19 protein-coding genes and 1 tRNA gene are annotated in these 21,413 nt (G+C 62.1%); 12 read left to right on the forward strand and 8 right to left on the reverse strand.

Annotated features, from left to right (window positions below):
- Nucleotides 1-142: 142 nt before the first annotated feature.
- Both AB7290_RS21085 and AB7290_RS21090 read left to right on the forward strand, forming a co-directional pair.
- A complete protein-coding gene (locus AB7290_RS21085) occupies nt 143-1,756 on the forward strand; it encodes an NAD(P)-binding domain-containing protein (RefSeq protein ID WP_085401514.1) in 1,614 nt (537 codons plus the stop codon).
- A 204-nt stretch (nt 1,757-1,960) separates the two neighbouring features.
- The gene (locus AB7290_RS21090; RefSeq protein ID WP_063983274.1) at nt 1,961-2,152 is read left to right on the forward strand and encodes a hypothetical protein; all 192 of its coding nucleotides are present in this window, start codon (nt 1,961-1,963) and stop codon (nt 2,150-2,152) included.
- 47 nt (nt 2,153-2,199) lie between these two features.
- Here the strand turns inward: AB7290_RS21090 and AB7290_RS21095 are convergent, their stop codons facing one another.
- From AB7290_RS21095 to AB7290_RS21115, 5 genes are all read right to left on the reverse strand, one after another.
- Entirely contained in the window at nt 2,200-5,598 is a 3,399-nt protein-coding gene (locus AB7290_RS21095) for an AAA family ATPase (protein ID WP_085401513.1), read from the reverse strand.
- An 815-nt stretch (nt 5,599-6,413) separates the two neighbouring features.
- Nucleotides 6,414-6,674: a DUF3551 domain-containing protein gene (locus AB7290_RS21100; RefSeq protein WP_071911927.1), complete on the reverse strand. Its 261-nt coding sequence runs from the start codon at nt 6,672-6,674 to the stop codon at nt 6,414-6,416.
- Between the two features lie 287 nt (nt 6,675-6,961).
- Nucleotides 6,962-7,234: a hypothetical protein gene (locus AB7290_RS21105; protein ID WP_063983276.1), complete on the reverse strand. Its 273-nt coding sequence runs from the start codon at nt 7,232-7,234 to the stop codon at nt 6,962-6,964.
- A gap of 42 nt (nt 7,235-7,276) precedes the next feature.
- A complete protein-coding gene (locus AB7290_RS21110) occupies nt 7,277-7,531 on the reverse strand; it encodes a hypothetical protein (RefSeq protein ID WP_038937372.1) in 255 nt (84 codons plus the stop codon).
- Between the two features lie 361 nt (nt 7,532-7,892).
- Nucleotides 7,893-7,982: transfer RNA gene (locus AB7290_RS21115), tRNA-Ser, on the reverse strand.
- A 458-nt stretch (nt 7,983-8,440) separates the two neighbouring features.
- On the opposite strand from AB7290_RS21115, the gene AB7290_RS21120 reads away from it, so the two are divergent.
- The 7 genes from AB7290_RS21120 to AB7290_RS21150 all read left to right on the forward strand — a co-directional run bounded on the left by AB7290_RS21120 (nt 8,441) and on the right by AB7290_RS21150 (nt 17,585).
- Nucleotides 8,441-10,546, forward strand: coding sequence for a tyrosinase family protein (locus tag AB7290_RS21120; protein WP_085401512.1), 2,106 nt, complete (start codon nt 8,441-8,443; stop codon nt 10,544-10,546).
- Between the two features lie 18 nt (nt 10,547-10,564).
- Nucleotides 10,565-12,844, forward strand: coding sequence for a LodA/GoxA family CTQ-dependent oxidase (locus AB7290_RS21125; protein ID WP_085401511.1), 2,280 nt, complete (start codon nt 10,565-10,567; stop codon nt 12,842-12,844).
- Nucleotides 12,841-13,257 carry a hypothetical protein gene (locus tag AB7290_RS21130; RefSeq protein WP_063983279.1) on the forward strand — a complete coding sequence of 139 codons (417 nt, stop codon included), beginning with the start codon at nt 12,841-12,843 and terminating at the stop codon, nt 13,255-13,257. Before AB7290_RS21125 ends, AB7290_RS21130 begins: the two co-directional genes overlap by 4 nt.
- 2 nt (nt 13,258-13,259) lie before the next feature.
- On the forward strand, nt 13,260-14,381 hold the full coding sequence (locus AB7290_RS21135) for a tryptophan 7-halogenase (RefSeq protein WP_244623034.1): 1,122 nt from the start codon (nt 13,260-13,262) through the stop codon (nt 14,379-14,381).
- Between the two features lie 10 nt (nt 14,382-14,391).
- Nucleotides 14,392-16,599 carry a multicopper oxidase family protein gene (locus AB7290_RS21140; protein ID WP_085401510.1) on the forward strand — a complete coding sequence of 736 codons (2,208 nt, stop codon included), beginning with the start codon at nt 14,392-14,394 and terminating at the stop codon, nt 16,597-16,599.
- 31 nt (nt 16,600-16,630) lie between these two features.
- Nucleotides 16,631-17,278 carry a DJ-1/PfpI family protein gene (locus AB7290_RS21145; protein WP_085401509.1) on the forward strand — a complete coding sequence of 216 codons (648 nt, stop codon included), beginning with the start codon at nt 16,631-16,633 and terminating at the stop codon, nt 17,276-17,278.
- A gap of 115 nt (nt 17,279-17,393) precedes the next feature.
- Entirely contained in the window at nt 17,394-17,585 is a 192-nt protein-coding gene (locus tag AB7290_RS21150; RefSeq protein ID WP_028153368.1) for a hypothetical protein, read from the forward strand.
- Between the two features lie 58 nt (nt 17,586-17,643).
- On the opposite strand, the gene AB7290_RS21155 is transcribed toward AB7290_RS21150, so the two are convergent.
- Nucleotides 17,644-17,868, reverse strand: a complete 225-nt coding sequence (locus tag AB7290_RS21155) for a hypothetical protein (RefSeq protein WP_028153369.1) — start codon at nt 17,866-17,868, stop codon at nt 17,644-17,646.
- 261 nt (nt 17,869-18,129) lie between these two features.
- Between AB7290_RS21155 and AB7290_RS21160 the strand changes: the two genes are divergently transcribed.
- Complete coding sequence (locus AB7290_RS21160; RefSeq protein WP_063986370.1) at nt 18,130-18,450, forward strand: DUF1476 domain-containing protein; 321 nt, start codon at nt 18,130-18,132, stop codon at nt 18,448-18,450.
- A gap of 18 nt (nt 18,451-18,468) precedes the next feature.
- Here AB7290_RS21160 and AB7290_RS21165 read toward each other — a convergent pair whose 3' ends face one another.
- On the reverse strand, nt 18,469-19,059 hold the full coding sequence (locus AB7290_RS21165) for a TIGR00645 family protein (RefSeq protein ID WP_063983282.1): 591 nt from the start codon (nt 19,057-19,059) through the stop codon (nt 18,469-18,471).
- 162 nt (nt 19,060-19,221) lie between these two features.
- Here AB7290_RS21165 and AB7290_RS21170 point away from each other — a divergent pair, with 162 nt between their 5' ends.
- The gene (locus tag AB7290_RS21170) at nt 19,222-19,512 is read left to right on the forward strand and encodes a hypothetical protein (RefSeq protein ID WP_071913898.1); all 291 of its coding nucleotides are present in this window, start codon (nt 19,222-19,224) and stop codon (nt 19,510-19,512) included.
- Between the two features lie 31 nt (nt 19,513-19,543).
- On the opposite strand, the gene AB7290_RS21175 is transcribed toward AB7290_RS21170, so the two are convergent.
- Nucleotides 19,544-19,672 (reverse strand): hypothetical protein, encoded by a 129-nt coding sequence (locus AB7290_RS21175; protein WP_256374848.1) that lies wholly within the window; start codon nt 19,670-19,672, stop codon nt 19,544-19,546.
- A gap of 804 nt (nt 19,673-20,476) precedes the next feature.
- Between AB7290_RS21175 and AB7290_RS21180 the strand changes: the two genes are divergently transcribed.
- The gene (locus tag AB7290_RS21180) at nt 20,477-21,409 is read left to right on the forward strand and encodes a septal ring lytic transglycosylase RlpA family protein (protein WP_085401508.1); all 933 of its coding nucleotides are present in this window, start codon (nt 20,477-20,479) and stop codon (nt 21,407-21,409) included.
- Nucleotides 21,410-21,413: the final 4 nt, after the last annotated feature.

The following is a 21,413-nucleotide window of genomic DNA, read 5'->3' on the forward strand; positions in this document are numbered from 1 at the left end:
TTGCGGGCCAAAATCGCTCTGTGCGAAACCCAATGGCGGTCGGGCGGTCGATTTTTCTGCAATCAGACCTGTGGTAATGGGACAGAACTAAGCCGAATGGCAAAAGTCATTTCTAACAAGAGCGCAGCGGCAGGAATGTCCCATGAGCGTCTCCCAACTCACGAAGCGCGTTCGACGCGAGCTGACTTATTTGGACTATCCGGCTCGGGAGTGGACCGTCCCGCGATTTATGGACGGAGTGCCGGTTCTGGACGTGCTGGTTGTCGGCGCTGGACAGAGCGGACTGGGTATCGCGTTCGGCTTGAGGCTTGAGCGCATAGCAAACTTCAGGATCATCGATCGTTGCCAGCGCGGTTTCGAAGGACCTTGGCGCAATTTCGCTCGGATGGAACGGTTGCGGACTCCGAAGGAGGTGACTGGGATTGATTTCGGCGTCCCGAGTCTAACGGTGCGTGCGTGGTACGAGGAAAAATTTGGGCGGCGAGCATGGGGTCGCATAGATACCGTCCCTCGGGAGGTGTGGCGCTCGTATCTGGATTGGTACCGAGACGTCCTGGACCTCCCGGTTGAGAACGAGGTCGAACTAATGTTGATTGAGCCGGCGAATGGCATCTTCCTTGCCCATCTCCGTCGTTCCGAAGGAATTGAGCGGGTGTATGCAAGAAAGATTATTCTTGCGACAGGCTTTGAGGGAAGTGGAAGGTGGGGCGCTCCTAAGTCTCTGGTCGCCCATTTGTCGGCAGATCTTTACGCACATTCGGCCGATGATATCGATTTTCGCAAGCTTGCAGGAAAGCGCATTGGTATCCTTGGTGCCGGGGCATCCGCCTTTGACAACGCAGCTCTCGCACTTGAGGCGGGCGCCGCGCGAGTAGACCTTTGCTTCCGCCGTTCGGAGATGCCGCGGGTCAATCCACTCACTTGGATGAATTTTGCCGGTATGTTGGGCCACTTCGGCGATCTGACGGACCTGGACCGCTGGCGGTTCATGCGTCACATTCTTGAGGAGCTTCCGGTCCCGCCTACACAGGACGCTTATTGGCGATGCCGCGAGTTTGAGAATTTCGCCTGGCACCCCGACTGCGGATGGAGTTTCATCGACGAAGCTTGCGGTATTGCAAGGGTTCAAAGCAGCAATCGTAGATTCGAATTCGACTTCATGATTTTTGCGAGCGGCGTTGAGGCGGATCTCTCGGCGCGTCCCGAGCTCGCCCTATTCTTTGAACAAATAGCCCTTTGGCGCGACCGCTTCACGCCTCCATCGGGCGAGGAAAGCGAGGCCCTCGCGCGCTATCCCTATTTGGGCCAAGCCTTTGAATTCACGGAGCGGCACCGCGGCACTGCTCCGTTTCTGCGAGGGCTACACAACTTTACGTTCGGAGCGATGCTGAGCCATGGAATATCAGGAGCGGCCATCACGGGAATAAAATATGGAGTGCGGCGGCTCGTAAATGGCATCGCGCGTGATCTGTTTTGCGAGGAGTCGGCAACTTATTACCGAGATCTGCTGTCATACCAGACGCCTGAGTTGCGCACCTTGGACAGTGCATTTGTCTGGTTGAGCCAGCTTGGCAGTGACGCCACTGATTTCGAGAGCTTCGCCAATCAGCTGGATCAACGCCAGTTTGCCACGCTCCGCGCCTTGTTGCAGCGATCAAGGCCCCACGAGAAATCTCCGACTGTAAGGTCTTCCCGACTCGGTCGCACGAAGCGCACCTCGCGACCGGCGCGGCTCAAGAACAAAAAGCGGAAGTGAAATAACGACGGCGTGGTAGCGCGATGTCAGTTGCTACCGCTTTCTCTCGCGCTCACCACGAGGGCCCGTGGGTCGGAAGGCCGATCGAGTATTTCTGGAAGAAATGCCGTTTGACTATAGGTCGATGATATTGGAGAATATTTGTTTCACTGCCTTGCACATATTGATCACGGCCTAACGACCACCACCATCGGGAGGTAAGCAATGGCCTTCATCGCGTTTACGAAGGTGATCGATTTTACGACATTGACCGCCGAGCAGCGAAGACAACTCAAGAGCATTCTTGGAAAGCGCGAGAAGCAGCTCAAGAAGGCAATCAAGGATGTCGAGAGCGCCCTTAGCAAACTTGAACGAACAGGTGGCAAGTCCGGAAAGCGGGCGAAGGGCAGGCGTTGATCGGACGCTGATCAATTTACGTCAGGCATGATGTTGAGCGGTGCTGGTCAACAGCTGCCACGCTTTGGCTCATCTTTCATTCCTGAAACCGATTTCATTCCTGAAACTGAGCGTAGTTCGTCCACGAGATTTTTCGCGTCTGTCAGATCGGGTGTATCCCGACCTTCGGTGAACCAAGTGTATATAGGCTCTAAGAGGGACCAAGCCTCGAAATATCTGCCTTCGTTACTCCAATGCCGCGCGAGACAGATCGAGGCACGCAACTCCCACCAGCGAGCTTGTTGTCGCCGCGCAATCGCCACGGCTCGCTGCAGTGCGGCCTCTGCCTGGTCACGCCTGCCGAGTTTTAGGTTGATGTTGCCCCGAAGACGATACAACTCGGCCTCAAAGAAACTCTCCCCTGTTGTTTCGGCCAGCTGAACGCCTTCGTCCAGCAGGCGCAGTCCAACTTCAAGCTCTCCGAGCTGGGCATGAGCGAAGGCGAGATGGCCCAAATAGAGAGTGCGGCGGCACCGTTCAGAGTTTTGGTAAGTTGCCGTCAAAGCGCCGCGCATCAGTTCGATCCCGACTTGAAGATCCCCTCCTTGGGCTAATAGCGCTCCGCGGAAAAAACGTGCTCTTCGTTCAATTGCCGCAAATTCATGCTCGATGCTGAGCGATATCGCTTCGTCGGCGTGAGCCAAAGCGCGCTTTGCGTCGCCGCCGATTGTGCCCAAAACGACTATGTTCCCCAGGGCCAGGGCCGTCGTAAAGCTTTGTTCCCTCGTTCGAGCAAGAGTTTCAGTACGCTCGACGATTGTTGTAGACTGTTTAGGATAGCCAAGGACCAATAGCGTCGTCGAGAGCCACGCCAGGCTGTTCACCGCGTCATCGACTCCGAAGCGGCGATAGGTCGATATCGTGGCTGGATTGGTTGAGCACAGTGCGAGGGCGCGATCGAGGTGTTCGCGTGCGTCGGCGAAGGCACCCGTGAGATGCAATGATTGTCCAATAAAGCGCGTGGCTAGGACGGCCACGCCGGGATGATCATGCTCTGCGGCCAACGCGAGGCCGTACCGGGCATCCTCCAGCGCTGAGCTATACTCCGCGCGCATACTGTGGGCTAGGTAGCTGCCCCACAGGATCGTCATCCGTTCTTCTAGGCTGACACTTTCGCCTAGCAGCGCGCGAGCCCGTGAGAAGACCCGCGACGTTTCAGCCGCGGCATCGCCCTCAGTTGCGGCGACTGCAGGACCAAGGGCCAGATAGAAATCCAGTTCTTTGCGATCGCGTTGCGGCGAGCTGAGCAGTTGCTGGGTCAGCTCCATTCCTCGCGTGAGATGTTTTACAGCCTCGGCATTGGAGGAGCGCCCGAGCGCGCGCTTTCCGGCCTTGAGCCAATAGTCCGTTGCCTTCTCAAGCATGCCGGCTTCGGTGAAATGGTGCGCAAGGATTTCAGGGTCGTTCACGACGGCATCCTGGAATCCTTCCTCAAGCACGCGCGCTATTTGCGCATGGAGTTGCCGCCGCCGTGTCTTCAGCAGGCTCTGATAAGCCGCATCCCTCACCAATGCGTGTTTGAAGCTATAAATGGCATCCGGCAGGTCACCTTCGCGGAAAATAAGCCCGGCCTCCTCGAGTTCGGAGAGGGAATGCTGCAACCGTGTTTCCTCTCGAGCGACCACAGCCCGCATCAAGGAATAGGAAAATTCGCGACCGATGGTGGCGCCAATCTGGGCGATCTCCTTCACCGAATGCAGGCGGTCGAGCCGCGCCATCAGGGAGTCGTGAAGGGTTTCCGGGATGGCAAAGGGCGGTAACGGTCCCCCGAGCTGATAGCGATCCTGGCATTCGATCAGAATGCCAGCTTCGAGGACAGCCTTGGTGAGTTCCTCCACGAAGAGCGGATTTCCGTCAGTCTTTGTTACGATCTGCTTCATCACGTCGATCGGAAGCGCTCGGCCATTGGCCACCTGCGTGGCAACACCTTTGACATCATCTGGGTTGAGCCGTCCGAGGACCAGGCTTCCGACATTTGCAAGACCGGTCCAGGGAGGCTCGAACTCTGGTCGAAAGGTAACCAGCGCAAGGATAGACAACTGTCGGGCTCGCTCTACGATGAGGTCGAGCAATTCGAGGGTGGTGTCGTCGGCCCACTGAACATCTTCGATAAGCAACAGGATGGGCTGTTTGCGAGAACGGCTCTCGAATTGATCGAGCAGCGCGGCAAGTGTGCGGCGACGCTGCTGGGCGGGGCTTAGCTGCGGTTTTGGATAACGGCTCGCGAATGGGATCGATAGCAGCTCAGCAAAAAGTGGTACTACCGTCTGAACTTGCGGTGCTCTCAACGAGAGGAGTGCCTCCAGCTTGTCAAGCCGCGTCTCGACGGGATCGTCCGCCTTAAATCCGGCACTCCTTTCCAACTGCTCGACCACGGGATGAAGTGCGCTGTTGGCGTGGTAAGGCGAGCACTGATAACGGAAATGCACGTGTGGTTGATGCTTAGCTGCACGTTCAGCCAGAGCCGCTGCTAAGCGCGATTTCCCGATACCCGGCTCGCCTGAGATGAGAACGATCTGGCCTTCGCCCGTGCGAGCCAAACGTTGACGTTCCAACAAGAACTCCAACTCGGAATCGCGGCCGATGACAGGGGCGAGTTCTGTCGGACGCACCGCCTCAAAGCGGCTCTCGGAAGCCGAGACGCCCTGGACGGCCCACGCGCTCACCGGCTCGCTAATGCCCTTGAGGTGGTGGGCGCCAAGGTCGCGAAGACTAAAGATATCGCCAAGGAGACGACGGGTGGAGTCTGCGACGACCACGGTGTTCGGCTCGACCAAGGCTTGCACGCGAGCCGCGATATTGGGAGCGCCCCCAACCACGGAGTGCTCCCGAAGTTTGCCTTCGCCGCCCAGGTCACCGACTACCACCATGCCGGTAGCGATACCGATACGCACCGCGAGCGGTTCTCCAGCGCGGGTTTCAAGCCGTGCGACAGCAGCAATGATATCGAGCGCAGCTCTTACAGTTCGTTCGGGATCGTCCTCGTGCGCAATGGGATAGCCGAAATACGCAAGAATGCCGTCTCCGCGAAAGTCGGCGAGAAAGCCGTCATAGGAGCGCGTGATACGAGCACAAGCAGCGTGATAGGCATCGATGACGGCGCCCATATCTTCCGGGTCAAGGCGTGCCGTCAGGGCGGTCGAATCGACCAAGTCACAGATCATTACCGTGAGGTGGCGCCGTTCCGCGTATTGCGCAATTGCAGCATTCACGACAGTGGAGGGAAGGCTGGAGGGAAGCGCACTGATCGCATTCACGAGGCGTTTCCGGTCGCCGAGTGGGATGCCAACCTTTTCGAAGTCAACTTCTGTCAATTGCGGCAACACATCGCAATCTATGGCGTTCGCGATGAACAGGGACTCATGTCGTCCTAGGCCCAAACTTTTCAGCCAAGTCCCGATTTCCATGGCAGGACCCTTGTGTGTACGAACAGCTTCAGCGCATCAGAGCCGAATATTTGCTCGTCCTACTTAATTCTATTGGAAGCCATTCAAACGAACAGTTCGGCATGACCGCACCGACAATAGCATGCTGTCGGGTCCGAACATGTGAACAGCCTCGCAATTCGCAGCATCCAAATACCTGCGGAAACGCGCGAGCGCTTCCGGTTCGCGATGATGGTTGCGACCTGGGCGGCCCGTGAAATTGAGCGGACGATACGTCCGTGAAGCCAGGCCCGCCGGCTCACGCGGGCGGCCTACTTCGCGATCCGATATTTCCTGGCCGCCTTGCGCCTTGGTGGTGTATCCGGCGTACGCTGCTTTCCGAGGTCTCAAACAGAGGCAGGAGATAATGTCGGCTACAGAAATCCTAAAGAGCGCGCTCGCGCTAGCCCTTTATACTGCGGCGACAACAACGACGCTCGCAACCGCCCAAGAAGCGACATTTTCAGAAGGCGAGCGACTTGGCCTTGCGGCGTGTTTGTCCAAATGCCCCGATAACGACAAGGCATGCAACAATCGATGTATCTCGAGTTCTCAAACCAAGGGCCGTGTGTGGGGCGACGATGTGCGCGCTTGCATTAGGGGTTGCCGGGTAGGCACCCAAATGAAAGATCAGATATTTGGTTGTATAACGGGCTGCCGTCTTGATCGGATCGTCCGATAGAAGCGCGGTGGTAGCGTCGACACAAGCCGCTAGGGATTGCGGTACCGAAACGCAGGCGGCCCAAGCAGCAACCCGCCGGTTCACGCTGGCGGGCTGGGCGTCTCTCGCAACTGCCCTAGTAGGCGCGGCGGCCGTGCCGCCGATAAGCTGCGGGGTTTTCCACGCCCGCGAAGTATGGATTTATGGCGCACTCTGCGGCGCGGCCCGATGCCGAAGCATTGCACTGAGGCAGCGATGTGTAGCTGCAATCGTAATAGTTGGCCCCCGCGCGGTAAACGTGCAGGCAAACCGGATAGGCCGGATTATACGTCTGAGCTGCCGCCGGCTCTGTTGATGCCATCCCGATTGCCAAAATCGCCAAGGCCGGAGTACGCATTGGAACCTCCTTTCGGACATTGAGAACGCGCGCGAAGCTCCACGAGCCAGCCAGTACTTCGATCGTACCCCGCGGAGGTCGCGACTGCGCCTGACGATCGCTACCAGCCCGCTGGTCACGCTGGCGGGCCGTCCCTTCTAAACTTCATTGCGATCGGTTCCGTTCCCGATGAGGACCTATACCGCTTTGGGCACAAGTGGACAGAACTGATTGCCGGTTTTTCCTATGCTCATGACCACCTGGCGACCCCATTACCGCCAAGGTAGCCTCCAAACGGCCCCGGCAACTTAGTCTTTTGCTGGGGCCGCTTTTGCGCTGGTGTCGATCAGCCGGACATAGGTCCCGCTCTCGTGCAGCTCGAGCCAGCCCTTCTCAACTGCATGCTTGATGCCGGCGCCGAACTCCAACCCGGTGGCCTTGAGCGTGTAGAGAAACGGAGCATTGAGCTTTTCGATGTGAATGCGACCGTCCTGGACAGCTTCAATGGTCTTCGCGAGCTCGACCAGTTTGCGGGCGGCGGCTTCAGGAGCGGCAAAGGCACGTTCGGCGGCGAGTTTCATGCAGATCGACTACCCGATTCTTCGTCCCCAGGCCGTACTGCTTCACCCGCACTTGTGGTTTTTGGCGTGCAGCGCGGTTCGGTCGCCAGTCATCTCACCGACGTAGTCGTCAATGGCGCTCATCAGCTTCTCGCGGTCGGCACGGCGATCCTTCCTGCCAAAGATGAGGTAGTGGCGAAGCCGGCCGAGTTCGGCCAGGTCGGCTGCTACCGCCTCGGCCCGCACTTCTTCCGCGCGCTGACGCATGCGCTCTTGGTGCCAAGCTCTCGCCGCCGCTCTGTTCTCTGCCTTGGTCATGACGCCATCGAACCGCGGCGCAGGCGAGAGTCAAATTATCGATTCCTAGCGGCGCGGAATGCTCGCGAGCTACTGCCGGTCGTGGGTGTGGATAGATGCGCGACGCCATCGCTGTGATTCAAGGACCGTCTTGTCGCTCCTTCGATGCATCGCGTCGAAACACGACAGTCCATCGCGACGTCGGAAAGCTGATGAGATCGGCGGCGGCATCAGTGTTGGGATCGGGCGTCGCCTCGTCCGAACTGCGACAAATCGACTCGATCTCACCGCGACGCTTACGGCGCCACCAAGCGACGATTGTACGTTCGATTGTGCGCTGAAGCGAAAACCACGAGCTAACTAATTGATTTTGTTGATGTTTTGGCGGAAGGGGTGGGATTCGAACCCACGGTGCCCTTGCGGGCACGCCGGTTTTCAAGACCGGTGCCTTAAACCACTCGGCCACCCTTCCGGACAGAGAATGGTTGTCGCTTAACGCAGTCGACCGCGCAAGGCAACGCGAAGTTGGCGCTTGCGGGGGAAAACCAAGTCCGATGGGGAAACGGGCCGGGAAGGGCGAAGCTCGGCTTCGTCGAGCAGTCGTTCGGCGCGGATTCGCTCCCGGTGTGGCTCGGCTTCATCCCACGACGACTGGAATGCACGCTACGCTCAATCACGCAGCGTTTGATGACCGGACACGTCCGATGGCCGGCGCTGAGCTTGAGCAACGCACTCGTGCTCGCATCCGCCTCATCCACACGACGCATGGCCAGATCTGTCGTTTCGATAGAGGTTGTATGAAATAGATCACGCAACCCCGAAAAATATTCGCGCTTGCTTCGACGTTGAAGGTGCGTGTCTACGTGACATCACCCAAAAGTTGTGATTAGTCTCCGGCCGCCTTCTTCGTCTTGCTGTCCGGGGGCTGGAATGGACACCGAAGCATTGACCGTTGCTTATGCGCGCGTGAAGGCGATCCTGGATGAAGCTGCCGGCGATAGCACCGCTGATTATGGTGGTGCTGGGCGGTTTTGGGACAAGGGCGCACAGGCGCTGGAGACGGCCGAGATCTTCGGCATCAAGATGGTTGCTCCAGTGCCGGAGGGCCACGCCTGCTGCATCCCGCCGCATGCGCGCAGCGACGCATCCGGATTGATCAAGGGATTGCGCGGTGACGCACCGTTCGATGGCGGCCGGTTCCCGGCGCTGCCATGGGGCGGCAAGCGCGTCGCGCCCGCTGACGTCGACCGCATTGCCGACTGGATCGATGCCGGCTGCCCGGATGATGCGACCAGCGTCGCAGTTGAGCTTGCGCCTGGCAAGCCGGCGAAGACGGCGACGGTGAAGGTGAGCGAGATCGCCGAATTTGCGGTGGCTGCCGACGGCTATTCGCCGGCCGCGGATGCCGGCGAGCCCCGGCGGCGCATGAACATCGACTGCATGAGCGAGCCGCAGCTCGAACGCCTGCGCCGCGGCTTCCGCCGGCTTTACGATCTCGACCACTGGCCGGAAGACCGGCGCAACTACAACAACCAGGCGCTGATCCACCAGAATCATTGCCAGCACGGCTGGGAGCGCTTCCTGCCCTGGCACCGCGCCTATCTCTACGAGTTCGAGCAGAACCTTCAGGACTTCGAGCCCGGGCTGATGCTCCCGTACTGGGACTTCACGATGCCGGAGTACCGGCCGGAGGAGCCGGACAAGGGCCGCATCATTCCGAATTCGATGAAGGCCTATCTCACCGAGGAAGCGGCCGAGACGCTGTTGGCGGCGCTCGACCCGGCGCCGACGGCGGCGCAGAAGAAGGCGATCCTGGCGCTCGCGCATGACCGCGTCACCTTCACCTCACAGCACGGCTTCTTCTGCTACGTCATCAGCAAGATCGGCTATGCGGCCGTCACGCCGGATCCTGAGAATGCCAACCGCCAGCGCTTCATCGACGCGCTGCTTCAGTCGAACTCGCTCTGGTATCCGCTGCGCTATCCGGCCGAATATCCCAAGGGACAGACTATCAACCAGGCGATCAACTATCATTACCCGTCGGCCGACGACATCGCCCAGATCCTGAGCCTCAACAATTTCCGCGACTTCGGCGGCGGCAGCATCTACGACGCCGCGTTCGGGTTCCTCGACCAGAATCCGCACAACACCATGCACATCTGGACCGGTGGGCAGAATCCGGATGCAGGGCAGGCGACCTATGTCTGCAAAGATGCCCCGACCGCGGCGGCTGCGTCGCAATCCGACGCCGAGACCACACGTCTGCGCGCGCTCGCCAAGCGGCGCAACGATGCCGTACAGGTCGGCGGGCGCCGTTTCCACGCCCGCCCGGATCTTTATTCGCAGCCGCGCTCCGGCGACATGTTCAGCAACCTGACGGCCTCCTACGACCCGGTGTTCTGGCCGATCCACGTCAATATCGATCGGATCTGGTGGGAGTGGCAGAAGCTCAATCCGAATGCGCTGCCGGCCGATCTCGATTCCGTGCTGTCGCCGTGGAACTACACCATCCGCGACACGCTCGACATCGCGCCGTTCGGCTACGAATACGTTCGCAGCTCGCATTTCATGCCGGTCGGGCTCGAGGCGCCGGTCAGCCGCTTCGTGTCGCAGCCGATCAACGTGCCGCAGGCCGCGCGCAGCTTCAAACGCGCGGAGATCCGCCTGCATCAGGTGCCGCAATTGATGCGCTCCTGCTTCGTGCGCGCCTTCCTGAACGAACCCGGGGCCGACGCTTCGACGCCGATCAAGGGCAATCCGCACTACGCCGGCTACATCTCGATCTTCGGACATGGGGCCTGCTACGGCGGTCCCGGCCATTGCGATATCCCGCCGCCGCAGCCGCGGCGCTTCGACCAGCGCGGGCGTAGCCACAACACGCCACGCGTCCATCGCATCGACGTCACGGCCGCCGCCAGGCAGGCGCTCAAGAAGAAGGGCCCGCTTCAGATCACACTGGTCGTGATCGGCGGCGACTACCAGGAGGAGAGGGAGCTTCTGAAGCTGGAAGGCGTGTCGATCAGTTTCCTGGATTGAGAAAGCGGCGGGGAAGTCATGGCGACGTATCGAATCCATCCGGGCATCGGCATCGCGCGCCTGGGCAACAGCGACAGCGAATTCTACCTCGCGCCGGAGACGCCCGCGGCGATGCCGATCGCCTGCGACAGTTTCGGCAATCCCGTGCACGGCCCCGACGGGGTCACACCTGTTCCGGTCAAGACCTTCAAGGATGCGCAGGGCCGCGTGAAGCGCCAGGCCGCGCGCTTCCAGATCTTCGTCTATGACGATGAGTCCCCGGAAGGCAGGCCGCTGGCGCTCGGCGATGCCGTGGAGGGCGGCGGCAATCATGGTGTGCTCGTCGACATCCAGTGGCGCGTCTATGTCGCCAACAAGAAAGCCTCCTGGTACCCGTTCACCGAGCTCAAGGGCGAGCATGGCTACGCCCCCGGCAGTGCGCGCCGCAACGCCGACATCACTGGCCAGGACCGCGACCTGCTCATCATCGATCCCGGCCCGCGCAGCGTGAATGCGACCACCAACCGGCGCGCGCATTTCGATCGCTCGGGCGGCCCCGGCGGCTATGCCACCACGTTCCCGCCCAGGGGCCTCCAGCCGTTCGACATCGACACGCTGGGCGAGATGATGACCGACAACAAGGGCCGCCTGGTCGTGCTCGGCGGTCACGGCAATTCGGGCATGGACGTCAACGGCAGCTTCGGTCCGAAGATCGAGGACTATGCCAACACCGACGGCTGGTACGACGACATCTCCGACGGCCCGGTGATGGCGCGGCTGATCATGTATTCGAAACAGGTCGGCCAGACCCGCTACATCGACGTCGAGTTTCCGGCCTGGGTCGTGGTCGGCTATCCGCGCTTCGTCCCTGAGATCCTCGACATGATCACGATGGACGAGGTGCTGTACGATCTCTATGTGCGCCAGTTCGCCACCGATACCGGCATCTATGGGACGCTCGGCACCTATGACGATCCGCAGCAGATCCCGTTCCGCGACGAGGCGGCGCTGCGCCACTGGCAGGCCGGCCGGCTTGCCTGGAATCGCAACTACCGGCCGTGGTTCTATCGCGACATCTGGCCGATCCTGTTCCGGCCGGATGAATTCAGATATCTGAACGATATCCTTCAGCAATCGAACTACCCGCACGATCAGGCGCAGCGCGGCACGTTCGATCCCGACAAATTATCGAAGACTCCGAAACGCGCGACGCGGCCGACGGCGACGGCAACACCGTCGGATGCACCGTTGCGCGATGCCAGTCAGGGCGAAGCGGTCATGGCGGTGGCGGCGGTCGCAGATCCGACCCACTATTCCAAGGCCGACGATCCCTACGGACCGATGCGCCGCTTCCTGTTCGATCTGTTGCGCCGTGCGGGCGAGGCCAATTCCTTCCAGGTGCAGGACCGTGCATCGTCGCGCGTCCATTCGCTGCCGCTGATGCCATTGCTGTGCGGCGACAATCCGCTGACCAACGAGACGCCGTCGAAGTTCCTTCATCTCACCCAGTACCAGCTCTTCATCCTCGGCCAGTGGGCGCGCGGCTGGTTCATCAACGAGAAGGAGGAGGGCTGGCTGCCCGACGGCTATTCACCCTTCGCGCCTTATCCGAAGACACCGCCGAAGACCGGCCGCGAGCTCGACCGCGGCGTGCTCAGCAACGTGCTCGGCGGCGCCTTTTGTCCGGGCGCCGAGCTCGGCTGGGTGATGCGCAACCCTTCGATCTACTGGGCGCCGTATCGCATCAACGCCGATCGCAGCGTCTCGGATTTCCTGCAGAGCGCCGCCCAGGCCAATCAGGACCACGGCACCGTGATTGCCGACCCGACCTTCAACGTCAACTCGCCACTCAGCCAGGACAACGACTTCGAGACCGGTCTTCAGCCGGGGGACCTCACCAAATATATGGGGCTGCCCTGGCAGTCCGATTTCAACGAGTGCACCACGCAGCCGATCAACATCACCTACGCCGACTGGAACAATCTGTGGCCCGACAGCGACAATGACGATCGCTTGCGGCGCGACGAGAAGACCTGGACCACGCTGTGGTGGCCGGCGCATCGGCCGTTGCAGTCGTTCGAGATCGCCTCGGTCTCGAACGGAAAGCCCAATTACGTCTGGACGACGTGGAGCCGCGGCGTCCCGCAGACGCCGGTCGGCGACCTCAAGATGGTCACCGAGTGGTCGCTGCTCGGCTTCATCGTGCGCAATCCCTACGAGCCGGCTGTCAAGCCCGCCGACAGTTATCAAGGGCCCAAATACATCAGCGTCGAGCGAACAACCGGGTCGCGGCCCGATCCCAAAAGCGAGGCATCATGAGCGACAATCCATTCGTCGGACATTGGACCTATCGCAGCCTGCTCAATGATCCCGACGTCAACACGGCCTTCAACAATCTCGAATTCGGCCGCGGCACGATCGATATCGCGGACGGGCCGATGCAGCTGCTGACCGGAACGATCGGCGGCCCAGGCTGGTCGCTCGCGCTGAAGGGATCGCGCGCCTACGGATCGCCGATGCAGGTACGTTTCCAGGGCACCGGCGTCGTCGGCGGCGAGGAATGGATCTACGATTATTGGGGCTCGCTGGTGCCGGCCTGGCCCAATGGCGTCGACCAGCGTCCGGCCATCGTCGGCTCGGTGATCCGGACCATCCCGCACAGCGGCGGCTCGCCCGGCACGGTGGCGCCGGCCGGTGTGGTGGCGTCGTTCTACGCAGTCCGGGCCGACTGACCTTGGCCGCGTTCGACATCATCGTTGCAGGCGCAGGTCCAGCCGGCGCGGCCGCTTCCCGCGCGCTTGCGATGTGCGCGCCGGAGCTTCGGGTGGCCGTGATCGCGCCGTCCGAGCGGCGCGGGCGAGGCGAAGGACGAGGCGAGGTCTTGTCACCGCTGGTCCAGCCGGTGCTGCGGCAGCTCGGTCTGTGGCCGACTTTCCTGGCGCAGGGCTTTGCGCCGTCGCACCGCACGCTCACCTCCTGGGACCAGGCCGGCCTGACGTCGAGCGAATTGCTGCTGGAAGCGCGCGGGCCGTCATGGCGCGTTGACCGCAGGGCGTTCGATGGCTGGCTCACGGCGGAGGGTTGCCGCGCGGCCGAGCGCGTCGATGCGAAGGTCTGTCATCTCGCGCGCGAGGCGGACGGCTGGTCGGTCGTTTGCGACGACGGCACCAGCCGTTCGGCCCGGCTGATCATCGATGCGACGGGCCGCGCCCGCGCACTCGCCGACCGCCAGGGTTCGCGGGCGAAAGCGCAGGACCGCCTGATTGCGGCCTATGCCGAGGCGACGACATCGGGACCGGCCGCACCGGAACTGCTCGTCGAGGCCTTTGAAGACGGCTGGTGGTACACGATGGCACTCGACCAGGGCAGGCGCGCCTTTGCCTGCATGACCGATGCCGATCTCGCGCGTGGCCTCAGGCTGAACACGCCGGACGGCTGGCGCAGAGCTCTCGCCAGGACGCAATTCGTCTCGGCGCTCGCGAGCAAGATCATTCGGCTCGAACCACCCCGCTTGATCCCTGCGGGCAGCCGGTACGCCGCAACGACTGCCGGCTTCCATTTCCTCTGTGCAGGCGATGCCGCAAGCGCTTTTGATCCGATCTCGGGTCATGGCGTGGTCAAGGCCATGCGCTCGGGTGTGTTCGCCGCCTATGCCGCCAGCGATTGCCTCGCACGCGGTGATGCGGCCGCTCTCGATCGCTACGGCGCGTGGATCGCGCGCGAAGCTGCGGCCTACGCGACGACGCTAAGCGAGCACTACGGCAGTGTCTCGCGCTGGCCCGAGCGGCCGTTCTGGCGGCGCCGGCGTGCCGACGCGCCTTCACGCAATCCTTCGAGCAGTCTTCTGGAACAGTAGGGCGGACAACATGATGAAGAGCTTCGCGCGAATTGGTCTTGTCATCGCCGCGCTGGGACCGAGCCTTCCAGCATTCGCGGCGCCGGTTCCCCGTGCTTTCGAACCGCCGCCGACGCTGCCCGGACAGGGCAATGTCGTGGCCCTGGAGGCCGGCGTGGCGCCGGCCGTTGGCGGCTGCCGGCCGCAAGGATCGATCTCGCGCAGCGGCTCGATCGTCTCGGTGGTGCTCAACTTCGTGCGCGGCCGCTTCTTCATCAACAACCCGGATCCGACCGATCCGCAACCGGATGGCCTCGACCTCGTCGAGCTGCGCTCCTATGGCGGCTGCAAGTCGGGCCCGGCGATCTTCGTCAAGCCCGGCGATACGCTGCGCGTCGACCTGATCAACCAGCTCGCGAAGGACGACCCGAGCTGTTTGCCCAATCCGCCGGAGGGGCTTGGCTTGCCGGCGTTGGTCGGGTGCTTCAACACCACCAACCTGCACACGCACGGCCTGCACGTTTCGCCCGCCGGCAACAGCGACAACGTGCTGCTCAACATCGCCCCGCAGACGAAGTTTCCGTATGAGATCAACATCCCCAACGACCATCCGGCGGGGACGTTCTGGTATCACGCCCACCGTCATGGCTCGACGGCAGTGCAGGTGGCGAGCGGCGCCTCGGGCGTGCTGGTCGTCAAGGGCGAGCGTCCCTATACGCCACCGTCGCCGCAGAACCCGAAGCCGATTGCCGATATCGACACGGTCCTGCATGACGTCAACGGCGCCCCGTTCAAGGAGCAGCTCTTCCTGTTTCAGCAGATCGCCTATGCCTGCTTCGCCAACCAGCCGAACCAGCCCGGCGGCCCGTGGCAGCAGATCTACACCACGCAGGGGCTCTACAACGCCAACAGTCCGGCAAATATCGCCAACGCGCCGTGGACGTGCCCGCTGGCGACGTCAGGCAATCCGGTAAGCCCCGGCGTCGTCGAGAACTTTGGCTTGCAACTGGACTCATCGTCGATCTGGGACACCAATGGCCGCTTCACCAGCGTCAATGGCATCGTGCAGCCGACGCTCACCGTGCCGGCGGGCGAGATCCAGCGCTGGCGCTTCGTGCATGCCGGCATTCACGACACGATCAACATTCAGCTCGTGCGCGCCACGCCGGTCGGCACAACGAACCTGATCGCGACCTCGGCGCTGAGCGGCAACCGCGAGCAGCAGAAGGCCGATCTTCTGGCTGCCTGCAACGCCTCGGCCGGCACGCTGATCCCGCAGTTCGAGATCGCATCCGACGGTCTGACCCGGACCAAATTGCGCACCGTGCACGCCTCGCAAGTCGGCGGCGTGCTTGAATCGAACTACATGCAGCCCGGCTATCGCAGCGACGTCCTCGTCGTATTCCCCTCGGACGGGGACTATTGCCTGCTCAACCAGGCGGCGCCGAAGGCTGAGCGCGTGTCCAACGGCAATGGCGGCGGGCAGGGGCCGACGACGCCGCAATTGCTGGCCTATGTCCATGTGCGCGGAGGGCAGCCCGTGACGGGGGACCTGCAGGCCTATGTCGGCAAGGCGCTGTACGATGCCAATCCGACGCTGCCGGACGCCGTTCGCACCGGGCTGCGTGACGGCGATCTGCGGCCGTGGGCGCCATTCGAAGACCTTGCGCCGCCGGCTGCCGGCAGCCAGCAGCAGCAGGCGGCCTTCGCGATCAACTTCCCGGCCTTCACGGTCAACAACGCCTCGTATGATCCCGACGTGGTGAACTTCACGCGCGAGGTCAACACCACGGACGATTGGCTGCTGTCCGCGCAAGGCGAGCCGCACATCTTCCATATCCACGTCAATCCGTTCCAGGTGATCGACGTCACCACCACCAACACCAACGGTCAGCAGATATCGATCTACAATCCCGACGGCACCTGCAAACCTGACATCGTGTATGCCGACAAGCAGCAACTGGCCAACCAGTATTGCGGCATGTGGCACACATTCCGCGACACGATCATCGTCGAGAACAACTATCAGATCCGCGTCAGGACGCGGTACGACCGCTACATCGGCGAGTATGTCCTGCATTGCCACATCCTGGACCACGAGGACGCGGGCATGATGGCCAACATCGCAATCGTTCCCGACCTCAACGCGCCGGGCGGCGGCCTCGGGATGGCGGGGATGCGTCATGCCAAGCAGCCGACGGCGACACCCGCGGCGACGCCCGTAGGCCACAAACATTGATCGTCACAGGAAGCAGGGAGGATTTCGCGCGATGAAGATCGGCATTCCCGTCTACGACGGCGTCGACATGCTCGACGTCGCCGGTCCCTTCGAAATGTTCGACTGGGCCGACTTCGACGTCGAGATCGTCGCGGCAAAGCCGGGAATGAAACGGTTTCGCAACCGGGGATTTCCGTTCGAGGTCGCAAAATCCTTCGCGGAATGCGCCCAGTATGATGCCGTCTGGATTCCCGGCGGCGATCCAGACGCGCTCACCGAGATCATCAACGATCCGCACCGGACCTACTTCCAATTTCTGACCAGGCAGGCCACCGGTGCGAAGTACATGTGCTCGGTCTGCGAGGGGGCGATGCTGTTCGCGGCATCGGGTCTTCTCGACGACCACTGGGCGACGACCCACTGGGCTTTCCTGGAATGCTTTCCGACGCTGTTCCCGAAGGTGAAGGTTGCCGACGGACATCCGCGTTTCGTGCTGGATCGCAATCGCCTGACCGGAGCCGGAATATCCGCGGGCCTCGACGAGGCGCTGATGTTGATCACGCTGCTCGGAGGCACGGAGTTGGCGCGACAGGTTCAGCAAAACACCGAATACTATCCGGATCCGCCCGTGCGCAGCGCGATTCCCGCAGCGCCGCAGTGCCCTCTCCCAGGCGTCAAGCCGCCGGGGTCGACGCAATAGGTCCGGCCGACCGAATGCATCATCTAACTATCTGATATGTTGATACTTCAATCGGCCGCGTCGACTGCCGGGTTCAACTCATGGAACCGTTTCGTTGCTTGCGCGTTGTCTCCGCATGACCGAAGACCTTTCCTTCCGACGCAAACCCCTGACCCCTGAGCAGCGCCAGGCTCGTGATGCCGCACGCCGGATCGAGGCCGAAAAGGCCATGCGCGATCACGAAGAGGCCCAGAAGGCGTTTTACGCCAATAAGGAACGGCTGAGGGCCGAGCGGCTCGCGCGCGAAGCGGCCGAGGCGAAGGGCTGACCGAACGCGGTCGCCGCCCACAATCTTCTGAAGCGATCTCCCAACCGGAGACCGGCCGCTAATGCCGGTTGGACATTCCCGTTGCGCTCAAAGCCAGCTTGAGCGCCTGGACGGCGCCGGCGAACGCGCCGCGGGGCGCTTGCGCCTCGATCGCCTCGGCCGCGATGCGACAATCGTCGGCGACCTTGAGCAACCCGCTTCGCGCGAGATCCATGGTGGAGAGGGCAGCCTGCTCCAGGCAGACCCGTTCAAGCCGTCGAAACTCCCGCAGCTCTTTGTTCATGCGCCAGCTCTCGATGTCCCCCGGCCCATCCGGCGCCGAGTCTGCTTAACGGACGGTAAACATCTCTGCCTAGCCGATTTGGCTGGCGCGGCGCTGGTGCGTGCCGTGCCCACGCCCGGGCTGCGGTGCACCACCGCGCAGGCTTGACGGCCTCTGCCTTCCGGGAGGAAGATTCAAATGATCCTAAACTGACGAGAACCACGGAGACGTTCGCTCCCAGCCAGTCCGATTCTCCTCAGCGAAAACGCATTGGAGCTGACCATGACCACGTTCGACAAGCGCGAGCAGGGCTTTGAGGCCAAATTCGCCCACGACGAGGAATTCATGTTCAAGGCCACGGCCCGGTCCAACAAGCTGCTCGGGCTCTGGGCCGCGGGCCAGCTCGGGCTCAGCGGCGACGCCGCGGCAAGCTACGCAACGGCGCTGGTGACAGACAATCTGGAGAGCCAGAGCATCGACGATGTCGTGGGCAAGGTGTCCGGCGATCTTGCCGCCAAGGGCGTGGCGCGCGAGCAGGTCGCGCAGAAGCTTCAGGAGTGCCTGCACCAGGCGCTCGCGCAGCTCGAAGCAAGCAAACAATGAGAAGGCCGGCCGTTGCCCTCACTCGGCGTGCTTGCGCATTCCGGAGTCGCTGAGCCTGTCGACGTAGGCAATGCCGATCGCCGAGGCGATGAAGGTGATGTGGATCAGGACCTGCCACATCACGCCGGTCTCGGTGAAGCCGGCGCGGTTCGAGCCGAGATTGCCGGCCTCGATGAAGGTGCGTAGCAGCGCGATCGAGGAGATGCCGATGATGGCCATGGCGAGCTTGATCTTCAGGACGCTCGCATTGACGTGGCCGAGCCATTCCGGCTCGTCCGGATGACCCTGGAGGTCGAGCCGCGAAACGAAGGTCTCGTAGCCGCCGACGATGACCATCACGAGCAGGTTGGAGATCATCACGACGTCGATCAGCGCCAGCACGCTCATCATGATCTGCTGTTCGGTGAGGTCGATCGCGTGCCAGGACAGATGCCAGAGCTCCTTGAGGAACAGCACGATGTAGACGCATTGCGCCACGATCAGTCCGAGATAGAGCGGCAGTTGCAGCCAGCGCGAGCCGAAGATGATCATCGGCAGCAGGCCCAAACGCGGCAACGGCGGGCGGGGCTCGGTGCGCAGTTCGGACTCGGGTCCAGGCTCAACCGACATTCAGGCAGCATCCTCGCGAGCTGAGATGATCTCGCCTTCATGTAACCCGACAAGATGGCCGGTGGAAGACGGCCAAGCCGCTGGCTGCGGCCGGCAGATCGCGCAGTCTCGTGCTACCGTGCCGAACGGCCAAAGAGTCAGGGCTTGAATCGGGAGGCGGGGGTGTCTTGGAGCGGCTTCGGCAAAGGGCTCGGCGGCATCGCGGTCGCCGTCGCAATCGTGGTTGGCGCCGGTGGCGCGGAGGTCTCGGCGACGCCGCTGACGCCGTTTCGCTACGAGGCGCAGGCGCAACGTCATTGCCCACACGATCAGGTGGTCTGGCTCGATTTCAGGAAAGGCATCTACTACGGCAAGGGCCAGAAGCGGTACGGCCAGGGTTTCGACGGCAGCTTCGTCTGCCTGAGCGAGGCCCGCGACAGCCTTTATCGCCGCTCGCTATTGGGCCTGCGCTGAGCAGCGCGTGATTCGGAGGTTTGGGGAACGGCTATTTCCGGTCCGGCAGCTTCACCGGCACGTGCGGGGAGGTGCTGATCACCCGGGGGCTTCCGTCGGGATAGGTGCGGTCGCCGCGGATCAGCGATTCCAGAACCAGAAAAAATTTCTCAGCAAGCATTTGCGTCACCCTCGTTGGTGATGGCCTCTTGAAATGAGTCGACGCGCCGAACGCAGAAATTCAATCAACTAAACGGGAGCAGGGCAATACCGGACAGCGCTGTATGCTGCATCGCGGTGTAGTTGTGGTTAGAAAGAAGGAGACTGGTGGTGGTGCTCAGGCGAAGGCCAGTGCCACGAGGCTCGAGCAGAGAAGAAACAAGCCGCCGGCGGTCAGTGCCAGGAAGCCATCGGATACGAAGTCATGGTTGCGCATGGGACACCTGCCGCTCTCGTGTTTGATGCTCGGTCGGATCGATTAAGATTGTCCGAACGTGCCGTCTTGAAAGAGGTGATCCTTGCCGTCCGCGCGAATGCCCTCAGGCCCTCGTGCGGTAACCTTCAAACGCATGGGCCAGGAAGATCCCCGCGCTTACCAGACCCATCAGTGCCGAAACCGTCTCGATCATCGTCAAATTCCAGTTCGCCCCTGCAACCGAGAAAACGCGTGCGGCCTTGCACAGTCAAAAGAATTCCAGTGAGCCACAAGACAATGGGGGTGGAGTGAGGATTTGGCGCAACAGAATGTCCAGGAGTGGCACAGAGCAGGGTGCCTGCGCTCCGTAGATCAACGGGGAGAAGCGAACGCCCCGTTTACCATCTCGGCGTGAACGCTGTGGGCTCCCCATTTCCGCCGTGTTCGGGTTGCGTTATCCTTACTGCTTCCGACGCGGTGGTGGGCCGCCTCGGATTTTGGGACCGGACAGCGCTCCCCCGTAGCCAAAGCGGGTTGGGTACGCCTCCGGCGAAGTGGTATTTGGGGCTCATGGGGATCCGACGGTCAGATTCGGTTTTGCGGGCCGCACGCGGTGTTGCGGCGGTCGCGACCTGCCTCGCGCTCGCCAATTGCGCCTCCTCGAACAAGTTCGCCAGCCGGGTCGATCCGAAATACGGCGTGTCCTCGAGCCCGCGGGTCGTGGCGCTTGGGGATCCGGTTCCGAAAGGCGGCGGCACCTACCGCGTCGGTAAGCCCTATGTTGTGGCCGGCCGGACCTACGTGCCGGAGGAGGACGTCAACTACCGCGCCGAGGGTATGGCGTCCTGGTACGGCGACGATTTCCACGGCCGCCTGACCGCTAATGGCGAAGTGTTCGACATGACCTCGCTGACAGCGGCGCATCCGACCCTGCCGATGCCGTCCTATGCGCGGGTGACCAATGTCTCGAACGGCAAATCGCTGATCGTGCGCGTCAACGACCGCGGGCCCTATCACGGCAACCGGCTGATCGACGTCTCGAACAAAGCCGCTGAACTCCTTGAATTCAAAGGCAATGGCGTCGCCAAGGTCCGTGTCGAATACGTCGGCCGGGCGCCGCTGGAAGGCTCCGACGATCGCCAGTTGATGGCGACCCTGCGCACCGGGATCCCGGCGCCGTCGCCCTCGATGGTGCGGGTCGCCTCGGCAAGGCCCTTCGTGCCGGAGCTGCCATCGTCGAACCGCAGCGCCATTCGCGGCGAGGTTCCGACGCCGGAGGGGCGGCCCTACAATCTCGGCAACACCTCTGCCGACATGGCGTCGCTCAACGCGACCTCGGAGATGTCGGCCTCGAGCCGCAGCCGGGGCCGCGGCCGAGCGCTCCAGAACGCGCGCGCAGTGTCCTATGACGAGGATGGCCGCTACGCGACCGAGAACGCGCCGTCATCGGCCGACGGCGCCGCCGAGGCCCGCAGCATCCTGAGCGGCCGCGGCCTCTACTAAGCAG

The sequence above is a fragment of the Bradyrhizobium sp. 613_E4_N2_2 genome, assembly GCF_052075995.1.
Taxonomy (GTDB): Bacteria; Pseudomonadota; Alphaproteobacteria; order Rhizobiales; family Xanthobacteraceae; genus Bradyrhizobium; species Bradyrhizobium barranii.